Genomic DNA, 18,486 nt, shown 5'->3' with positions numbered 1-18,486 from the left:
GAGAGCCTAATCGCGTGCCCACTTCCTCCGTCCCGGCCGACACCGATGTGGTCGTGGTGGGCGCCGGGTTCGCCGGGCTGTCGGCCGCGCGGGCGTTGGTGCGGCTGGGCCACGACGTCGTGGTGCTCGAGGGCCGTGACCGGGTGGGCGGGCGGTCGTCGACGGCGACGATCGCGGGTGTCCCCGTCGACCTCGGTGGCACGTTCGTCGGGCCGACTCAGGACGCTGTCGGCGAGTTGGCGGCCGAGCTGGGCTGCCGGACCGTCCCGACGTACAGCCAGGGCAAGAACCTGATCCGCTGGCGGGGCAAGGTCCGGTCCTATCGCAGCACCATCCCGCGGCTGTCGATCATCGAACTGCTCGACGTGTCGCGGATCCAGTGGCGTTTCGAACGCGTCTGCCGCAAGGTGCCGGTGGACAAGCCGTGGGAGGCCACGATCGCTCACAGCCTGGACTCCCAGACGCTCGACGGCTGGCTGAAGTCGGTGCACGCCAGCGCGGGAACACGGGATCTGATGGCGATCATGTCGAGGGTCACCTGGGGGTGCGAACCCGATGCGGTGTCGATGCTGCACGCGGTGCGCTACGTCAAGGCGGCCGGCGGCCTGGACCGCATGCTCGACGTCGAGGGCGGCGCGCAACAGAGCCGATTCCCCGATGGCACACAACAGATCGCGGCACGGATAGCCGAGGAATTGGGCTCGCGCGTCGTGCTCGATGCCGCGGTACGCAGCATCGAACGGCACAACAACGGCACGCTCACCGTGACCTCCGATCGCGGGTCCGTGCGCGCCAAGGCCGTCGTCGTCGCAATCCCGCCCGAACACCGCAACGCGATCGCGTTCCTGCCCGAGCTGCCCGCCGAGTACGGCAAGCTCGCGCAGCACTGGCCGCAGGGCAATCTCAGCAAGGCCTACGCCGCATACGAGACGCCGTTCTGGCGCGCGAAAGGCCTCTCGGGAGAGGCCCTTTCCGACGAAGGGCCGGTGTTCATCACGTTCGACGTGAGCCCGGGAGACGAGGGCCCCGGCATCCTGCTCGGGTTCACCGACGCCCGCTCGTTCGACCGACTGCCGCCGGCGCGGCGCCGCGAACGCGCGCTGTCGGGCTTCGCGATGTTGTTCGGTGACGCCGCGTTGGCACCGATCGACTACCTCGATCACTGTTGGGGCGCAGAGCAATTCGCGCCAGGCGGGCCGACGGCCGCCGTGCCGCCCGGCTCCTGGACCGCATACGGGCCCTGGTTGCGCAAGCCCGTCGACGGGATCTATTGGGCCGGTACGGAAACCGCCGACACCTGGACCGGCTTTCTCGACGGCGCGGTGCGCTCCGGCCGGCGCGCCGCGGACGAGGTGCATCGCGCCCTGACCGGTTAGGCCGGTGGGCCGAAACTAGGAACTGATGCGGCCCTCGGAGGTCACCGAGTCGATCAGCAGCCGCAGATGCTTGTTCACTTCGTCCGGGCGTTCCAGGATTGCGCAGTGTCCGCCGGACAGTTCGACGAACTGGGTCAGATTGGGTGCCTCACGGGCGATCCGGCGCGACGACGCGATCGGCAGCAGCCGGTCCTTCTCACTGCCGATCACCAGCGTCGGCACCACGAGGTTGGCGAGCCCGATGTGTCGCGGACCGAGGTGGTCGACGAGCGTATGGGCCCAGCCGCCACGGCCGGCGGGCGCAGTCGCAAGGAACAACTCATGGACGAACGCAGCGATGGCCGGGTCGGCGTCGTGGCCCACCGCGAGCATCGACAGGAAGCGCTGGTTCGGGCCGGCGGCGGCGCGCGGCAGCGGCATCGCGCCGAAGGTCTTCAGGAACGCCCCGGCGGTGAGCACGCGCACGCCGGCAAGTCGCGCCGGCACGGGCAGCAGCTGGACGTTGCGCAACAGGTCGCCGGTCGTGGTGTTGATCAGCGCGACGGCGTCCGCGCGTTCGGTCACCCGCTCGGCGTACCGCTCCGCCCACGACGTGATCGCGATGCCGCCCATCGAATGGCCGGCGATGACCGCCCGTTCGCCCGCTGCGAGCGTCGCGTCGAGCACCGAATCGAGGTCGGCCGCCAGATGATCGAGGCTGTACGCGCGACGACGGACCGGCACTGCGCTGCGGCCGTGGCCGCGGTGGTCGAACGCGATGACGCGATAGTCGCGCGACAGATCGGTGATCTGATGTGCCCACACCCGGATGGCGCACGTGATTCCGTGCGCCAGCACGATCGGATAGCCGTCCTCGGGTCCGAAGACCTCGGCATGCAGGCGGATGCCGTCCTTGGAACGCACTGCGACGGCGCGGCTCTCGGGCAGCGACTGGGCGGCGGCGAAGACGGGGGCCTTCGACCGGCCGCGGGGACCACCACTCATCTTCGCTCCGTTCGACCGCGGCGACGTTGCCGCATAAGTGAGCTTATCTAGCAGTGTGCAGTACAGCCTTGACCGCGGCGCCGATATCGGGCATTCGAAGATGTTAAATAGGCGCCATGCGTGCGATCCAGATAGCCAGCCTCGACGGACCTTCGGCGGCGAAGCTCGTCGAGGTGGACGAACCGGAAGGTGATGGAGCGGTCGTCATCGAAGTGCACGCGGCCGGTGTCGCGTTTCCCGACGTGCTGCAGTCACGCGGGCTCTATCAGTACAAGCCGGAGCTGCCGTATTCGCCCGGCGGTGAGGTCGCGGGCGTGGTGCGCAGCGCCCCGAACGGCTCGCACGTGCAGGCGGGTGACCGCGTCGCCGCCCTGACGATGCTGTGCGGCGCGATGGCCGAAGTCGTCGCGCTGCCCGCCGAACGCGTTTTCAAGCTGCCCGACAACGTCTCGTTCGAAGCCGGCGCGGGTCTGCTGTTCAACGACCTCACCATGCACCACGCGCTGCGGACGCGGGGCCGGTTGGCCGAGGGCGAAACCGTGCTCGTGCACGGGGCGGCCGGCGGCATCGGAACGTCGACACTGCGGCTGGCGCCGGCGTGGGGCGCGTCGCGGGTGATCGCGGTGGTGAGCACGGAGGCCAAGGCCGAGGTGGCCAGGGCCGCCGGGGCGACCGACGTGGTGCTGGCCGACGGGTTCAAGGACGCCGTGAAGGGGTTGACCGACGGCCGCGGCGTGGACATCGTCATCGACCCGGTCGGTGGCGACCGCTTCACCGACTCGCTGCGCTCGCTGGCCCCGGGCGGGCGGCTGCTTGTGATCGGCTTCACCGGCGGCGAGATCCCGACCGTGAAGGTGAACCGGTTGCTGCTCAACAACGTCGACGCGGTCGGCGTGGGCTGGGGCGCCTGGACGTTCACCCATCCGAACTACCTTGCCGAGCAGTGGGCCGAGCTGGAGCCGCTGCTGGCGTCCGGCAAGGTGTCGGCGCCGCAACCCCAGGTGTTCCCACTCGAGCGCGCCGCCGATGCGATCGCCGCGCTGGAGGACCGCTCGGCGAAGGGCAAGGTCGTCGTCGCGGTGCGGTGACTTTCCCGGCGACTTGTGCACGTTCAGGAGCGGTGAGCGCTCTGCGGTGAGCGCTCCGAAACGTGCACAAATCACAGATACGGGTCGGCCCAGGCGCTGATGATGCGCGCGGCGCGGGCCGCCTGGTTCTTCTCAGTGAGCAGATGATCGGCGCCCTCGAGTGAGACGAAGCTGCGGGGGTGTCGGGCCGCGCGGAAGATCTCGCTGGCGTTTTCGATGCCGACGGTGTTGTCGGTCGGCGAATGCATGACGAGCAGCGCGCGGCGCAGGGTCCGGATGCGCTCCTGCAAATCGACGTTGCGGACGTCTTCGATGAAGTGCCGCTTCAACGTCAGCGCCTTACCGCCGATGAGAAACGGCGCCTCCCCCTCCGCCTCGATCCGCTCCACGAGCGCGTCGTACGTGCGCTCGACGTGCGCGGGCTCGGACGGCGCCGCGATGCTGGCCACCGCCGCGACGCTCGGGCACTCGTGGGCCGCAGCGATGGCGGCCGACCCGCCGAACGAGTGTCCGACCAGCAGGCGCACCTCGCGGCCTTCGGAGTTCATGAACTCGACGGCGCGCGCGGTGTCGGCCACCTTGTGCGAAAACGACCCGTCGCTCCAATCGCCTTCGGAGTCACCGAGGCCGAGGTTGTCGAAGCGCAGCATGCCGATGCCCTCGCCGGCGAGTTGCTTGCAGATGCGGCTGGCCGCGGGACTGTTCTTGCCGAGGGTGAAGCCGTGCGCGAACACGCCCCACCCGCGGACGTCGCCGTCGGGCACGTCGAGCTCACCCGCGAGCGTGGGTCCGCTGGAGCTCGGGAATCTGACGCGCTCAGCCACGCGGGTCATCCTGTCATCCGGCGACCATGTGTCGTCGATCACTTCTTCGGGTACCAGGGTGCCATGGCAAACCGAATCATCATCGCGGCGCTCGCCGTGGCGACACCGATCGTCGCGCTGTCCGCCTGCAGCTCGGAGGACGCCGGCGAGCAGACCACGACGCCCGGCACCACGGCGGCGCCCGCGGGCACGGAGAGACTGAACGCACAGCTGAAGACGGCCGACGGCACACCCGTCGCCAACGCGACGCTGGACTTCGCGAACGGCTTCGCCAGGGTGACGGTCGAGACGATCGAAGGCGGCATCTTGAGCCCGGGTTTCCACGGCTTGCACATCCATTCGGTGGGCAAGTGCGAAGCCAATTCGGTCCCGCCCACGGGCGGAGAGCCAGGCGATTTCCTGTCGGCGGGCGGCCACTTCCAGGCGCCGGGGCACACCGGCCACCCGGCGAGCGGCGACCTCACCGCGCTGGAGGTCCGCTCCGACGGGTCCGCAGAGCTCGTCACGACCACCGATGCGTTCACCGCTGCGGATCTGTTGGCCGGTGAGGGCACCGCGCTGATGATCCACCAGGACGAGGACAACTTCGCACACATCCCCGACCGCTACACCCAGCCGAACGGCACGCCGGGTCCGGATCAGGACACACTGGCCACGGGTGATGCCGGCGCACGGGTGGCGTGCGGTGTCATCGAGTCGGCGTCGGGAACCACCACCACGACAACGACGACCACGACAACCACGACGACGACACCGACGACGGTGACGGAGACGACCGTGATCAGCCCGACCACCGAGACGGTGGTGCCGCCGCCGCCGATTGAGACCACGACGGCGGAAACGACCACCGTGACGACCACGACCGCACCGACGACGACAACAACGACCGAGACCCCACCACCCGCGCCACCCGCTCCGGGCGGCTGACGGCGATCAGGACCGCTGCAGCAGGTCGCGTTTGACCTCGAGCCGCCGCAACTTGCCCGACGATGTCCGCGGTAGTGTGCCGGGCCGGACGAAGACGACGTCGGCGGGTACCACGCCGCATTCGGATGCGACGCGCTCGATGAGGTCGGCGCGCGACTGCGCCTCGTCGGGGCCGCGGAACTCCGCGACGATCGCGACGCCGGGCCTAACGGAGCGCTCCCCCACGCCGACCGCCACCACGGCGCCGTCCCGCACGCCGGGCGCGCCGGCCGCCACCCGTTCGACCTCGGCGGGGAAGATGTTGCGCCCGGCCACCGTGATCAGTTCCTTGGCGCGGCCACAAACCACCAGACCGCCGTCGACGAAGTAGCCGAGATCGCCTGTGGCGAACCATTCGTCGGGGTCCAACGGGGCGTCGTCACGGTAGCCCGACATCATCGAGGTTCCGCGGATCTGGATCTCGCCGACCTGCGCGTCGTCGCGCTGCTCGACACGCACCGACATGCCGGGGATCGGCTCGCCCAGTACCGCATGGCCGGCCTCGTCGACGATCAGGCCGCGGCCAGGCTCGGGAACCGTTACGGCACAGGTGGATTCGGCCAAGCCGTAGGAGGGCGCAAGTGCACCGGCGGAGAACCCGAACCGGGCCATCTCGGTGGCGAACAAGGCGGTCAGTTCACAGTCGACGGGTTCGCCGCCGTTGAGCGCGAACCGCATGCTGCTGAGGTCGACGTCGGTGACCCGGCGCGAGTACTTTCCGATCAATCCGTATGCCATGTTCGGTGCAGCGGTGATCGTGGCGCGACTCTCGGTGAGCCAGTTCAACCAGCGAAACGGGGAGGCCTGGAATGCGGCGGTCGGCGCCTGCCACAAGTCGATACCGCCCAGTGCTCCGGCCAGCACAAAGCTCAGGCCCATGTCGTGATACAGCGGCAACCAGGAACAACCGACGTCGGGCGGAGACACCCCGATGCGGGTGTTGAGGCCCCGGAGGTTGGCCAGCACCGCATCCGGGGACAGCTGCACCGCGCGAGGAACGCCCGTCGAGCCGGCCGTGCCCTGAAGCACGGCGACGGCGGCGGGTTCGTCGGGACGCCTGAACGTCGTCGATCTGGCAAGCGACGCAACGGAAACCAGTTCCTTCACCACCGGCCCGCGGTCGACGAGGGCGAGCTGCTCGAGATGACTTCCTCCCGTGAGCACATGGCTGACGCCCATGCCCGCGAACCGGGCCACCGTCGTCTGCGCCCACTTGTCTGCGTCCGCGCCTCGCACCGGGCTGGGCGCGATCGTCACCGCCGCGCCGGCCTGGAAGGCGCCCAGGATCGCCGCGATCAGCTCGACGGTGGGTTCGCCCGCCAGCCCCAGCGCGGAGACTTCCTCGTTGAGCAGCCAGTCCGCGACGTTCTCCGACCGGGCGTGCACCTCCGGCCAGGGGTGGCGGGTCCAGGTGCCGTCGTCGAAGACGTGCAGGCTGTTGTCAGAGCTGGTCAGCCGCTCGGCAAAGGCCTTCGCCAACGAGTCCATGGACCACCTCGCAGTGTTTACGCGCTCGAATAAGCGATTGTCGATCTGGTCAATTGCGTCCAAAGCTAACCGATCGAAGTTCGCGGTGGGAAATCACCTCGATGCCGTGGGCGAGATGCGAAACGGCCCCCGGAATTCCTCCGGGGGCCGCTTCACCTAGTAGCGGGGACAGGATTCGAACCTGCGACCTCTGGGTTATGAGCCCAGCGAGCTACCGAGCTGCTCCACCCCGCGTCGGGTGAACGCAACGTTACCGAAGGCGCTCGTGCACTTCCAAATCGCGCGCTCACGGGGCCTTTCGGTGAGCTCCAGCGACCGCAAAATGTACGGCCGGCACCGTGTGTTGCCGTACAGACACGGTCGCTCGCGCAGAAGGGGGAAGCGCTAGCTGGCGGACTGGTACTTGCTCATCGCATCGTCTAGGCGTTGCAGCGCCTGGCCGAACTCACCGAAGTCACCGCTCTGCTGGGCCTTACGCAGCGCGTCGAGCGCCGTGTTGACTTCTTGCAGCGCAGCGGCTTTCGCGCCGGACAACTCCACCGGGCCGCCTGGCGGCACCGCGGCGGGGGCCTGCGCCTCCGGTGCCTGACCCTGCTGGTTGGCCGGCGGGCGACCGGTCGGCGCCTCGCCGTCGGCGGGCGGTTGCGCGGCCGGCTGCTGTCCACCCGGTCCCGCGATCGGCGCAGGCCCGGTGGCGGTCGCGTCGGCGCCAGGCCCGAACAACTCGGTCAGCGCATCGCGCACCGTGGGGCCGTAGCCGACCTTGTCGTTGTACATCATCGCCACCCGGATGAGGCGCGGGTACGACGACGCGGCGTCGCTGGCCCCCGGCGAGGCGTACACCGGCGCGACGTAGAGCAGCCCACCATCTGCCACCGGCAGCGTCAGCAGGTTGCCCCACCGGATGCGGTTCTGGTTGTCGCGGCCGATCACGCCGAGGTCCTGGCTGACCGCCGTGTCGGTGCTGATCGCGTTGAACGCCAGCTTCGGACCGTTGACCTGCCCGGGGATCGTCAGCACCGTGAGCTTGCCGTAGGTGTCGGGATCGGAACTGGCGCTGATGTAGGCGGCGAGGAAGTCGCGGCGGAACCGGTTCATCGCGCTGGTCAGTTGGAACGACGCCGAACGGTCTCTGGTGACAAGGTCTTTGGCGACGATGTAGTACGGCGGCTGGTAGCTGCTCGCGGTCGGGTTCGGATCGAGCGGCACGTCCCAGAAGTCCGAGGTGGAGAAGAACGTCACCGGGTCGTCGACGTGGTACTTCGCCAGCAGCGCACGCTGCACCTTGAACAGGTCCTCGGGATAGCGCAGATGCTGCTGCAGTTCCGGCGAGATCTCGCTCTTGGGCTTCACCGTGCCGGGGAACACCTTCATCCACGCTTTGAGAACCGGATCCTGCTCGTCCTGGGCGTAGAGCGTGACCGTGCCGTCGTAGGCGTCGACGGTGGCCTTCACCGAGTTGCGGATGTACGACACCTGCTTGTCGGGTGCGAGCCGGTTGATCGCCACCTCGTTGGAGTCGGCGGTGGCGCTCGACAACGTCGTCAACTCCGAGTACGGGTAGTTGTCCAACGTGGTGTAGCCGTCGATGATCCACACCATCCGCTTGTTCACGATCGCGGGGTACACGCTGGTGTCGGTGGTCAACCACGGCGCCACCGCCTCGACGCGGTCCGCCGGATCGCGGTTGAACAGGATCTTGCTGTTCGGGCCGATCACATTGGAGAACAAGAAGTTTCGTTCGGCGAACTTGGCGGCGAAGACCGACCGCGCCAGCCAGTTGCCCACGGGAACGCCGCCGCGGCCGGTGTAGGTGTAGTTCTTGGTCTCGGTGTTCGTCTCGTAGTCGTACTCGCGGTCGACGTCGCCGTTCTTGCCGACGATCGCATAGTCGGCCGGGGTGTTGGAGATCACCGGTCCGAAATAGATGCGTGGCTGATCCAGCGGCGCCGGTCCGGGCGAGATGACGCTGCCGTTGGCGCCGACCACGCTGGCCAGGAACTCCGGATAACCGCCGTTCTGGTTGGGGTCGTTGGCGACGCCACGCACGGTGTTGGCCGGTGAGGCGATGAAACCGTTGCCGTGGGTGTAGACGGTGTGGCGGTTGATCCAGTCGCGCTGGTTGTCGATCAGCCGGTCGGGGTTGAGCTCGCGGGCGGCGACCACGTAGTCGCGCAGGTTGCCGTCGGGGCCGACGTAGCGGTCCATCGACAGCTGCTCGGGGAAGTAGTAGAAGTTCTTGCCCTGCTGGAACTGGGTGAACGCCGGGCTGACGATGGTCGGATCCAGCAGCCGGATGTTCGACGTCGTCGCCCGGTCCGCGGCGACCTGCTGCGCGGTGGCCGCCGAGTCGCCGCTGTAATTGCGGTAGGTGACCACGTCGTCGGTCAGCCCGTAAGCCTGTCTGGTCGCCGTGATGCTTCGGCTGATGTATTCGCTTTCTTTCTGCGCCGCATTGGGTTTGACGCTGAACTGCTCGACAACCAGCGGCCAGCCCGCGCCGACCACAAGCGACGACAGCAGCAACAGCACCACGCCGATCGCGGGGATACGCAAATCGCGCAGCACGATCGCCGAGAACACCGCGGCCGCGCAGATGACCGCAATCGCCATCAGGATGAGCTTGGCCGGCAGCACCGCGTTGATGTCGGTGTAGCCGGCACCCGTGAACGGCTTGCCACCGCGGGTGTGGCTCAGCAGCTCGTAGCGATCCAACCAGTACGCGACCGCCTTGAGCAGCATCAGGATGCCCACCAGGGTGATCAACTGAATACGCGCCGCACGGCTCAACGCACCGGCGCGCCCGGACAGCCGGATGCCGCCGAACAGATAGTGACCCAACAGGTTTCCGAGGAACGCCAGGAAGGTCCCGACGAACAGATAGTTCAGGACGAGCCGGTAGAACGGCAGGTCGAAGGCATAGAACCCGAGATCCATACCGAACTGCGGGTCGGTGATCCCGAAGCTGTCGCCGTGCAGGAACAGCTGGACCGTCTGCCACTGCCCCAGCGCGAACAGCCCGACGAACAAGCCGATGAGCGCGGGCACGCCGAAGCCGACGAGTCGCAGCCGCGCCATCACCGCGGTGCGGTAACTGGCGACCGGGTCGTTGGGGCCGTTGGTCGGCACGAACACCGGTCTGGTGCGGTAGGCCAGCGCCAGCCCGGCGAACAGGATCGCGCCGATCAGAAGCGCCACCACGAGGAACAGCAGGATCTGGGTGAACAGCACGGTGGTGAAGACCGAGCGATAGCCGAGTTCGCCGAACCACAGCCAGTTGACGTAGGTGTCGATCAACCGTGGTCCGATCAACAACAGCAGGACGGCGACGGCGCCCACCCCGATGAGAATCCGGCTACGTCGTGTCAGCTTCGGCATTCGTGCCGCGGGCCGCATACCCACTCGTCGACTCCAGTTCCATTCCCAAACGTCGCGATCGACGCCACCCCGAGCTTCGCCCCAACTCTACGCAACCGCCGTCCGGCAGTGGCCGGCCAATCGCCTAGCAATGAGGGCGTTCGCCACCGGCGGACAACGTCTTCAGGGCGTCGACGGCGTGTGCCAGGGTGTCGACTTTGACCAGTTCGAGACCCTCCTGCGGGTCCGTCTTGGCTTCCTCGCAGTTGTCGGCGGGCACCAGGAAAACGGTTGCGCCCGCCTCCCGTGCGGACTGCGTCTTGTGGGTGATGCCGCCGATCGAGCCGACCTCGCCATCCCCGGAGATCGTTCCGCTGCCCGCGACGAACTCGCCGTCGGTGAGGTCACCGGTGGTCAGTTTGTCGACCACTGCCAGGGAGAACATCAACCCCGCGGACGGACCGCCGATGTTGGCGAGGTTGAAGTCGATGGAGAACGGTGCCCAGGGTGCGTCGAGCACGCCGATGCCGAGGTATCCCTGATCGCCCTCCGGGTGCTTGCCCAGCGTGATGGTCGCGACACCGGGCGGCCCGTCCTTACGGCGGTAGTCGAGCACCACGGTGTCACCCGGTTTGGTGTGCTCGAGCAAGGCCTGAAACTCCTCGAGGGTGGCCACCGGCTTGCCGTTGACGCCGTCGATCGCGTCGCCGTCCTCCAGCTTGCCCGCCGACGGTCCGTCGTCGTTGACGTTCTCCACCGTCACCGCCATCGGGAAATCGAGGTAGTGCAGCGCGGCGTATTCGGCGCTGCGTTCGGAGTTGCGGAAGTCGGTGGTGTTGGCCTCGTTGACCTCTTCGCGCGTCATGTCTGGCGGGTAGACCAGATCACGCGGCACCAGCTGCTCGCGGCCCGAGAGCCACAGCGCCATCGCCTGGCCCAGCGTGAGCTGGTCGCGCTGGGACACCGTGGTCATGTTCAGATGCCCAGACGTGGGATAGACGTCGGCGCCCTCGATGTCGACGACCTGCTTACCCTCGACCTCGCCGAGCGTGTTGAACGTCGGCCCCGGGCCCAGCGACACGTAGGGCACCACCGCCACCGACGCGAGCACGCCGAAGGCCAGGATCGGGACGAGCGCGACGAGCAACGTCAAAGTCCGCCTGTTCACGCCGCCCAATGTAAAGGTTGCGGCGTCGGTGCCCTTGGTCACGCCGGGTCCGGACCGTTCGCGACTTCCACCCCGGGGCCGTGAAATCCGGCCGGAGCACGACCGTCGCGCAGAAATCGGCGCCCGGACCGGGGTTCGCTGTCAGCGTGACCTGCCCAGCCACATCTCCGGCGGCCGGTGAGTACGGTTGAGGCATGGCTGACCCGCCTTTCGGCTTCTCCGCCGGGGACGACCCCGAGCGCGACAAGCGCAAGAAGGATCCCGATCAGGGGTCCGGCGCCGACCCGTTCGGCATGGGTTTTCAAGGCGGATCCGAGTTCGACATGTCGCAGCTGGGCCAGATTTTCAGCAAGCTCGGCGAGATGTTCAGCGGGGCTGGCGGCGCGATGGCCGCCGGCAAGCAGTCCGGACCCGTGAACTACGACCTGGCTCGGCAGCTGGCGTCGAGCCAGATCGGCTTCGTCGCGCCGGTGCCGGAAAAGACAAGCGCGGCGATCGCCGACGCCGTGCACCTCGCCGAGACCTGGCTGGACGGCGTGACGGCGCTGCCCGCGGGCACCAGCAAGGCCGTCGCGTGGACGCCGACGGACTGGATCGACAACACGCTCGAAACGTGGAAGCGGTTGTGCGACCCGGTCGCCGAACAGATCTCGACGGTGTGGGTGTCCGCGCTGCCCGACGAGGCCAGGACCATGGCCGGTCCACTGCTGTCGATGATGACGCAGATGGGCGGGATGGCGTTCGGCTCACAGCTGGGTCAGGCGCTGGGCAAGCTGTCGCGAGAAGTGTTGACCTCCACCGACATCGGGCTGCCGCTCGGCCCTAAAGGGATGGCCGCGCTGATGCCGGAGGCGGTCGAGTCGCTGTCCGAGGGCCTCGAGCAGCCGCGCAGCGAGATCCTCACCTTCCTCGCCGCCCGCGAGGCCGCCCACCACCGCCTGTTCAGCCATGTGCCGTGGCTGGCCAGCCAGCTGCTGAATGCGGTCGAGGCGTTCGCCCGCGGCATGAAGATCGACATGAGCGGCATCGAAGAACTGGCCTCGGGCATCAATCCGGCGGCGCTGACCGACCCGGCGCAGATGGAGCAACTGCTCAATCAGGGCATCTTCGAGCCGAAGGCGACGCCGGAGCAGACCGCGGCGCTGGAGCGGCTGGAGACGCTGCTGGCGCTGATCGAGGGATGGGTGCAGACGGTCGTCACCGATGCGCTCGGCGACCGCATTCCCGGCACGTCGGCGCTGGCGGAGATGCTGCGCAGGCGCCGGGCCACCGGCGGGCCGGCCGAACAGACCTTCGCGACTCTGGTGGGGCTGGAACTGCGGCCTCGCAAGATGCGGGAGGCCGCGGTGCTCTGGGAGCGGTTGACCGAGGCCGTCGGCTCCGATGGCCGCGACGCGGTATGGCAGCATCCGGACCTGCTGCCCACCGCCGAGGACCTCGACGAACCGGCCGGATTCATCGACCGGATGATCGGCGGCGACACCAGCGGGATGGACAGCGCCATCGAGGAGGCGATCGCCGACCTCGAGAAGGACATCCAGAAACCCGATCGCGGTACGGACGACGACCAATAGCGATTCGGGTGTAGTTGGCTGCGCTCAGCGCAACCAGCTACACCGAAATCCCGCTGCGCTGACGCCTGTGGATAACTATCGGCGGCCGTCGCGCGGCGTGGCACGCTCGACCGATGACGCGATACGCGCTGAGCGCGGCGACACCGGTGCTGCTTCGCCCGGACGGCGCCGTGCAGGTGGGCTGGGACCCGCGGCGCGCGGTCATGATCCGTCCGCCGGCGGGGCTGCCCGCCGCGACAGCGGCGAACATGCTGCGTCATCTGCAGTCGGGCGCGAGCCTGGCCGACCTGCAGGAACACGCGCCCTCGGTGGACCGGGCAATCGTCGAAGACTTCATCGGATTGTTGGTCGACGCCGGTCTGGTCACCGTCACCCGGGCTCGACGAGGCCGCGCCGCAGCGGTGCGCATCCACGGCCGCGGCCCGCTGTCCGATCTGCTCGACACCGCGCTGCGGTGTTCGGGTGCGCGCCTCACCCACAGCAACCGGACCGACACCGGCGCGCCGGCCGAGCCGACCGATCTGGTGGTGTTCACCGACTACCTGGTGGCCGACCCGCGCGTGGTGCGCGAGTTGCACGCCGCCGAGGTGCCACACCTGCCGGTGCGCGTGCGCGACGGCGTCGGCCTGGTCGGGCCGCTGGTCATCCCCGGCGTGACGAGCTGCCTCGGGTGCGCGGACCTGCATCGCAGCGACCGGGACGCGGCGTGGCCGGCGGTCGCCGCGCAGTTGCGCCACACCGTCGGAAGCGCCGATCGGGCGACCGTGTTGGGCACGGCCGCGCTCGCGCTGAACCAGGTCGACCGGGTCATCCGCGCCGTCCGCGGCGGCGCCGACATGAGCCGCTTCGCCGAGCCGCCACCCACGCTCGACACGACGCTGGAGTTCGACATCAACGCGGGTTCCGTGGTGGCGAGGCGGTGGTCGCGTCATCCGCGCTGTGGATGTTGACATCCATTGTTGGCAAGTCGTTGCGGGGTGTTCAGCACAGTCGTGGATGATGGTCTGGTGAGTGACATCAAGCGGGGCCGGGCCGCGCGAAACGCCAAGCTGGCCAGCCTGCCGGTCGGCATGGCGGGCCGGGCCGCGTTGGGCTTCGGTAAACGGCTGACCGGTAAGTCGAAGGACGAGGTCAACGCCGAGCTGATGGACAAGGCGGCCCAGCAACTGTTCACCGTGCTCGGTGAGCTCAAGGGCGGCGCGATGAAGGTCGGCCAGGCGCTGTCGGTGGTGGAAGCCGCGATTCCCGAGCGATACGGCAAGCCGTACCGCGAGGCGCTGACCAAGCTGCAGCGCGAGGCGCCGCCGCTGCCGGCGGCCAAGGTGCACCGGGTGCTGGATCAGCAGCTGGGCACCAAGTGGCGCGAGCGGTTCCAGTCGTTCGACGACAAGGCGATCGCGTCGGCCAGCATCGGCCAGGTCCACAAGGCGGTGTGGTCCGACGGGCGCGAGGTGGCGGTCAAGATCCAGTACCCCGGCGCCGACGAAGCGCTGCGCGCCGACCTGAAGACCATGCAGCGCATGGTCGGCGTGCTCAAGCAGTTGGCCCCCGGCGCGGACGTGCAGGGCGTGGTCGACGAACTCATCGAGCGCACCGAGATGGAACTGGACTACCGGCTCGAAGCCGACAACCAGCGTGCGTTCGCCAAGGCCTACGACGGCGACCCCAAATTCGTCGTGCCCAAGGTGGTGGCCAGCGCGCCCAAGGTCGTCATCCAGGAGTGGATCGAGGGCATCCCGCTGTCGCAGATCATCCGCGAGGGCACGCAGGAACAGCGTGACCTGATGGCCACCCGGCTGTTCGAGTTCTGCGACGACGCGCCGCGCCGGCTCGAAATGGTGCACGGCGACGCCCATCCCGGGAACTTCATGCTGCTGCCCGACGACAAGATGGGTGTCATCGACTTCGGTGCGGTGGCGCCGATGCCGGGCGGCTGGCCGATCGAGCTCGGTCAGATCCTGCGCTACGCCGTCGACAAGAACTACGACAAGCTGCTGCCCACGATGGAGAAAGCCGGTTTCATCCAGAAGGGCCAGCAGGTGTCCACCCGCGAGATCGACGAGATGCTCAAACAGTACGTCGAGCCGCTACAGGTTCCGGTTTTCCACTACCGCCGTTCGTGGTTGCAGCGGATGACCACGTTGGAACTCGACCGGGCCGCCGGGCAGATCAGAACCGCTCGGCAGATGGACATTCCACCGAAGTTGGCGATTCCCATGCGGGTGATCGCGTCGATCGTCGCGATCTCCTGTCAGCTCGACGCCCACGTCGACACCCGGCGCATCGCCGATGAGTACGTCCCCGGTTTCGCCAATCCCGACGAGGTCTAGCGGCAGCTAGTCCCGAAAGTCACGCGGCGACAGGGTCTTTCGCGTCCTTGCGTGGCCGGCCCCGCGGCCGCTTGCGGGCGATGACGGTGCCCCGCTCCAGGATCTCGCCACCCCAAACTCCCCACGGCTCTTGACGTTCCAGCGCGGCGGCCAGGCACTCGCGGCGGATCGGGCAATCCGCGCACAACGCCTTGGCCCGCTCGAGCTCGACGGGGTCTTCGGCGAACCACAGATCCGGATCGGCTCTGTGACACGGCACCGCCAACTTCGTCTTCTCCCGGCATGTCCCCGATGGGACGCTCTTCGCGCGAGCGCTCATCGCAGATGACATGGCTCGTACCTCGGCTTCCTTGGTTTCGTATCTCTTCGGGTCAGTTCTGGCTGGATCCGGGACCGAGTCTTCGAGGCTTCGAACGGCTTTCGAAACACGAAGGCCACGGATCCGAGTTGACTGCGGGTCCGTGGCCTCTGTGGCGGAGATCGTGGCTTTACCTAAGTGGTGCCCCGATCGACGGACAATGCAGTCGCGGCGGCGGCGCGGCGCTTGCGCTGCGGGGTGATGGCAGCGGCGGCACCGGCGGCATGCGCGGGATGGGCCGCAGCGGCGGCGACGACGTGGAGGGCCCGCGGCATACCGGCGGCCGGAATGGCCGCGCCTACGCCGGTGAACGCGCTGTTGCTACCCACGATGTCGGCCCCTCCTCTCGCACAAAAGACACCCAAGCGGTGCGATGTCGAGGCTAAGGGTAACAGCCGCAACACACAACCGATTTTCTGACCTGCGCGTTTGGCACCATTTTTACGACGATTGGCGGCCCTTGACCAATGCGAGCACATCGGCGCCGTACTGCTCGAGCTTGCGGGCGCCGATGCCCGGAATCGCGACCAGCGCGGCGTCGTCGGTGGGCAGCGTCTCGGCGATCGCGATCAGCGTGTTGTCGGTGAACACCACATAGGCCGGCACGCTCATCTCCTTGGAGGTGCGCAGTCGCCAGTCCTTGAGTTCGGTCAGCAGTTCCTCGTCGATGTCGGACGGGCAGCTTTCGCAGCGGCGCAGCATGATCGCGGGCGGTGCCGTCAACACGCTGTTGCACACCCGGCAGCGCGGGGTGGCGCCGCGCGCACGCCGCGGCTTCGCCGGGGCGTCCCCGCCGCGCGACGACTGCGGCGCGATGCCGTTGAGGAAACGGGACGGCTTGCGGCTCTGGCGTCCGCCGGGCGTCCGGGCCAGCGCCCAGCTGAGCGCCAAATGCACTCGCGCCCTGGTGATTCCGACGTAGAGGAGCCGCCGCTCCTCTTCCACCGCTTCGCTGTCCGGACCGTGCGCGAGGGCGTGGGAGATCGGCAGCGTGCCATCGGCGAGGCCGACCAGGAACACGGCGTCCCACTCGAGGCCTTTGGCCGCATGCAGCGACGCGAGCGTGACGCCCTGCACAGTCGGAGGATGTCGGGCGTCCGCGCGCTGCCGCAATTCGACGAGCAGAGCCTGCAAGTCGAGTGACGGGCGCAGCGCGACCTCCTCATCGACGAGTTCCGCGAGGGCGGTCAGCGCCTCCCACCGTTCGCGCGCCCTGGTGCCCGCGGGGGGTTCAGCGGTCAACCCCAACGGCTCCAACACGGCGCGCACCACCTCGGGCAGTGCGCCGTCGACGTCACGATCGGCGGCCCGCTGCAACGCCACCAGCGCCTGCCGGATCTCCTGGCGGCTGAAGAACCCTTCGCCGCCGCGGACCTGGTACGGCACACCGGCTTCGGTGAGCGCTTCCTCGTAGACCTCCGATTGCGCGTTGATCCGGTACAGCACCGCGATCTCGGCCGGTTCGGTACCGGATTCGAGCAGCCGTTTGACGTGTTTGGCCACCGCGTTGGCCTCGGCGACCTCGTCGGGATACTCGGCGAACGTCGGTGCCGGGCCGGGGTCTCGCTGCCCTACCAGGTGCAGCCTGCTGCCCGCCATCCGGCCGCGCGCGGCGGCGATGACCCGGTTGGCCAACGAAACCACCTGAGGGGTGGACCGGTAATCGCGTTCGAGGCGGACCACTGCCGCGTCGGGGAAGCGTCGGGAGAAGTCCAGAAGGTAGCGGGGGGTGGCGCCGGTGAACGAGTAGATGGTCTGGTTCGCGTCGCCGACGACGGTCAGGTCGTCGCGCTCACCGAGCCAGGCGTCGAGCACCCGCTGCTGCAGTGGCGTGACGTCCTGGTACTCGTCGACGACGAAACAGCGGTAGCGGTCGCGGAACTCCTGCGCCACCGCGGCATCGGTCTCGATCGCCGCGGCGGTGTGCAGAAGGAGGTCGTCGAAGTCCAGCAGGGTCGTGCCGTCGCGACGGGCTTTGAGCGACTCGTAGCCGGCGTAGACCGCCGCCACTTTGGCCGCGTCGAACGGGATGTCGCGGCCGGCCTGTGCGACCGCGCCGGGATACGCCTCGGGGCTGATCAACGACGCCTTGGCCCACTCGATCTCGCTTGCGAGGTCACGCACGTCGTCGGTGGCCGTCGACAGGCCGACCCGGTTCGCGGCCTGCGCCACCACCGCGAACTTGGTGTCGAGCAATTCCCAGCTGGTGTTGCCGACGACGCGGGGCCAGAAGTACGAGAGTTGGCGGCGGGCGGCGGCGTGAAACGTCATCGCCTGCACCGAACCGGTGCCCACTCCTCCGGCTGCGGCGTCGAGCGCCCTCAGGCGACCGCGCATCTCCCCCGCCGCGCGCGAGGTGAAGGTCACAGCGAGCACCTGGCCGGGCGCGACGTGTCCGGCCGCGACGAGGTGGGCGATGCGGCGCGTGATGGTGCGTGTCTTGCCCGTACCGGCGCCGGCGAGCACGCACACCGGCCCGCGGGGGGCGAGCACGGCCTCGCGCTGCTCGTCATCGAGGTCGTCGATCGGGTTCGAGCCACTGCGCACCGAAGCGGCGTCTACCGACATGCGGTCCATCTTGGCAGGGGCCGGTGACAAATGGCCGGTACGCCGTCGGGCATGTTCTCTCCATCGGTTACGTTGAACGCCTTATGAGCGCTGCACAGACTCCCGTGATCATGTACACCACCACCTGGTGTGGCTACTGCGTGCGCCTGAAGAAGGCGCTGCAAGCGGAGGGCATCGCGTTCACCGAGGTCGACATCGAGAACGATCCCGCGGCGGCGGAGTTCGTGGCCTCGGCCAACGGCGGCAACCAGACCGTGCCGACGCTGAAGCTTCCCGACGGTTCGACGTTGACGAACCCGACCGCGCGCGAAGTCAAGGCCAAGCTGGCGGGCTGATCTTCTACCGCGAACAGACGTGAAGTGCCCCGAAATGCCCGGGGGTTTCAAGGGCAATTAGCCTCTGCTC

At 68.3% G+C, this 18,486-nt stretch carries 15 protein-coding genes and 1 tRNA gene; 7 read left to right on the top strand and 9 right to left on the bottom strand.

Annotated features, from left to right (window positions below):
- Positions 1 to 14: 14 nt before the first annotated feature.
- Positions 15 to 1,376 (top strand): flavin monoamine oxidase family protein, encoded by a 1,362-nt coding sequence (locus AU188_RS22310; RefSeq protein WP_059165643.1) that lies wholly within the window; start codon positions 15 to 17, stop codon positions 1,374 to 1,376.
- Positions 1,377 to 1,391: 15 nt separating this feature from the next.
- Here AU188_RS22310 and AU188_RS22305 read toward each other — a convergent pair whose 3' ends face one another.
- Positions 1,392 to 2,360 (bottom strand): alpha/beta fold hydrolase, encoded by a 969-nt coding sequence (locus AU188_RS22305; RefSeq protein ID WP_059165642.1) that lies wholly within the window; start codon positions 2,358 to 2,360, stop codon positions 1,392 to 1,394.
- Positions 2,361 to 2,476: 116 nt separating this feature from the next.
- Between AU188_RS22305 and AU188_RS22300 the strand changes: the two genes are divergently transcribed.
- A complete protein-coding gene (locus AU188_RS22300) occupies positions 2,477 to 3,448 on the top strand; it encodes an NADPH:quinone oxidoreductase family protein (protein WP_059165641.1) in 972 nt (323 codons plus the stop codon).
- Positions 3,449 to 3,519: 71 nt separating this feature from the next.
- Here the strand turns inward: AU188_RS22300 and AU188_RS22295 are convergent, their stop codons facing one another.
- Positions 3,520 to 4,272 carry an alpha/beta hydrolase family protein gene (locus tag AU188_RS22295; RefSeq protein ID WP_059165734.1) on the bottom strand — a complete coding sequence of 251 codons (753 nt, stop codon included), beginning with the start codon at positions 4,270 to 4,272 and terminating at the stop codon, positions 3,520 to 3,522.
- A 63-nt stretch (positions 4,273 to 4,335) separates the two neighbouring features.
- Between AU188_RS22295 and sodC the strand changes: the two genes are divergently transcribed.
- On the top strand, positions 4,336 to 5,199 hold the full coding sequence (sodC, locus tag AU188_RS22290) for a superoxide dismutase[Cu-Zn] (RefSeq protein ID WP_059165640.1): 864 nt from the start codon (positions 4,336 to 4,338) through the stop codon (positions 5,197 to 5,199).
- A 6-nt stretch (positions 5,200 to 5,205) separates the two neighbouring features.
- Here sodC and mbtM read toward each other — a convergent pair whose 3' ends face one another.
- From mbtM to AU188_RS22270, 4 genes are all read right to left on the bottom strand, one after another.
- Positions 5,206 to 6,726, bottom strand: coding sequence for a long-chain-fatty acid--ACP ligase MbtM (mbtM, locus tag AU188_RS22285; protein WP_059165639.1), 1,521 nt, complete (start codon positions 6,724 to 6,726; stop codon positions 5,206 to 5,208).
- A 160-nt stretch (positions 6,727 to 6,886) separates the two neighbouring features.
- A tRNA-Met gene (locus AU188_RS22280) sits at positions 6,887 to 6,960 on the bottom strand.
- Between the two features lie 150 nt (positions 6,961 to 7,110).
- Positions 7,111 to 10,128: a UPF0182 family protein gene (locus AU188_RS22275; RefSeq protein ID WP_059165638.1), complete on the bottom strand. Its 3,018-nt coding sequence runs from the start codon at positions 10,126 to 10,128 to the stop codon at positions 7,111 to 7,113.
- Positions 10,129 to 10,228: 100 nt separating this feature from the next.
- On the bottom strand, positions 10,229 to 11,251 hold the full coding sequence (locus tag AU188_RS22270) for a YlbL family protein (protein ID WP_059165637.1): 1,023 nt from the start codon (positions 11,249 to 11,251) through the stop codon (positions 10,229 to 10,231).
- Positions 11,252 to 11,445: 194 nt separating this feature from the next.
- On the opposite strand from AU188_RS22270, the gene AU188_RS22265 reads away from it, so the two are divergent.
- From AU188_RS22265 to AU188_RS22255, 3 genes are all read left to right on the top strand, one after another.
- Positions 11,446 to 12,825: a zinc-dependent metalloprotease gene (locus AU188_RS22265; RefSeq protein ID WP_059165636.1), complete on the top strand. Its 1,380-nt coding sequence runs from the start codon at positions 11,446 to 11,448 to the stop codon at positions 12,823 to 12,825.
- Positions 12,826 to 12,938: 113 nt separating this feature from the next.
- On the top strand, positions 12,939 to 13,775 hold the full coding sequence (locus tag AU188_RS22260; protein WP_059165635.1) for a hypothetical protein: 837 nt from the start codon (positions 12,939 to 12,941) through the stop codon (positions 13,773 to 13,775).
- Positions 13,776 to 13,817: 42 nt separating this feature from the next.
- The gene (locus AU188_RS22255) at positions 13,818 to 15,155 is read left to right on the top strand and encodes a macrolide-binding ATPase MABP-1 (protein WP_059165733.1); all 1,338 of its coding nucleotides are present in this window, start codon (positions 13,818 to 13,820) and stop codon (positions 15,153 to 15,155) included.
- A gap of 19 nt (positions 15,156 to 15,174) precedes the next feature.
- Here the strand turns inward: AU188_RS22255 and AU188_RS22250 are convergent, their stop codons facing one another.
- The 3 genes from AU188_RS22250 to AU188_RS22240 form a co-directional block, all read right to left on the bottom strand.
- On the bottom strand, positions 15,175 to 15,474 hold the full coding sequence (locus AU188_RS22250) for a WhiB family transcriptional regulator (RefSeq protein WP_059165634.1): 300 nt from the start codon (positions 15,472 to 15,474) through the stop codon (positions 15,175 to 15,177).
- A gap of 173 nt (positions 15,475 to 15,647) precedes the next feature.
- Entirely contained in the window at positions 15,648 to 15,842 is a 195-nt protein-coding gene (locus tag AU188_RS22245; protein WP_059165633.1) for a hypothetical protein, read from the bottom strand.
- Positions 15,843 to 15,954: 112 nt separating this feature from the next.
- Positions 15,955 to 18,081 carry an ATP-dependent DNA helicase UvrD2 gene (locus AU188_RS22240; protein WP_059165732.1) on the bottom strand — a complete coding sequence of 709 codons (2,127 nt, stop codon included), beginning with the start codon at positions 18,079 to 18,081 and terminating at the stop codon, positions 15,955 to 15,957.
- An 83-nt stretch (positions 18,082 to 18,164) separates the two neighbouring features.
- On the opposite strand from AU188_RS22240, the gene AU188_RS22235 reads away from it, so the two are divergent.
- Positions 18,165 to 18,416: a mycoredoxin gene (locus tag AU188_RS22235; RefSeq protein WP_059098968.1), complete on the top strand. Its 252-nt coding sequence runs from the start codon at positions 18,165 to 18,167 to the stop codon at positions 18,414 to 18,416.
- The last annotated feature ends 70 nt before the right edge of the window (positions 18,417 to 18,486 follow it).

This window comes from Mycobacterium sp. IS-3022 (assembly GCF_001500065.1).
GTDB lineage: Bacteria > Actinomycetota > Actinomycetes > Mycobacteriales > Mycobacteriaceae > Mycobacterium.
Note: the sequence above shows the minus strand (reverse complement) of the source record. Positions and strands in the feature narration are given on the sequence as shown.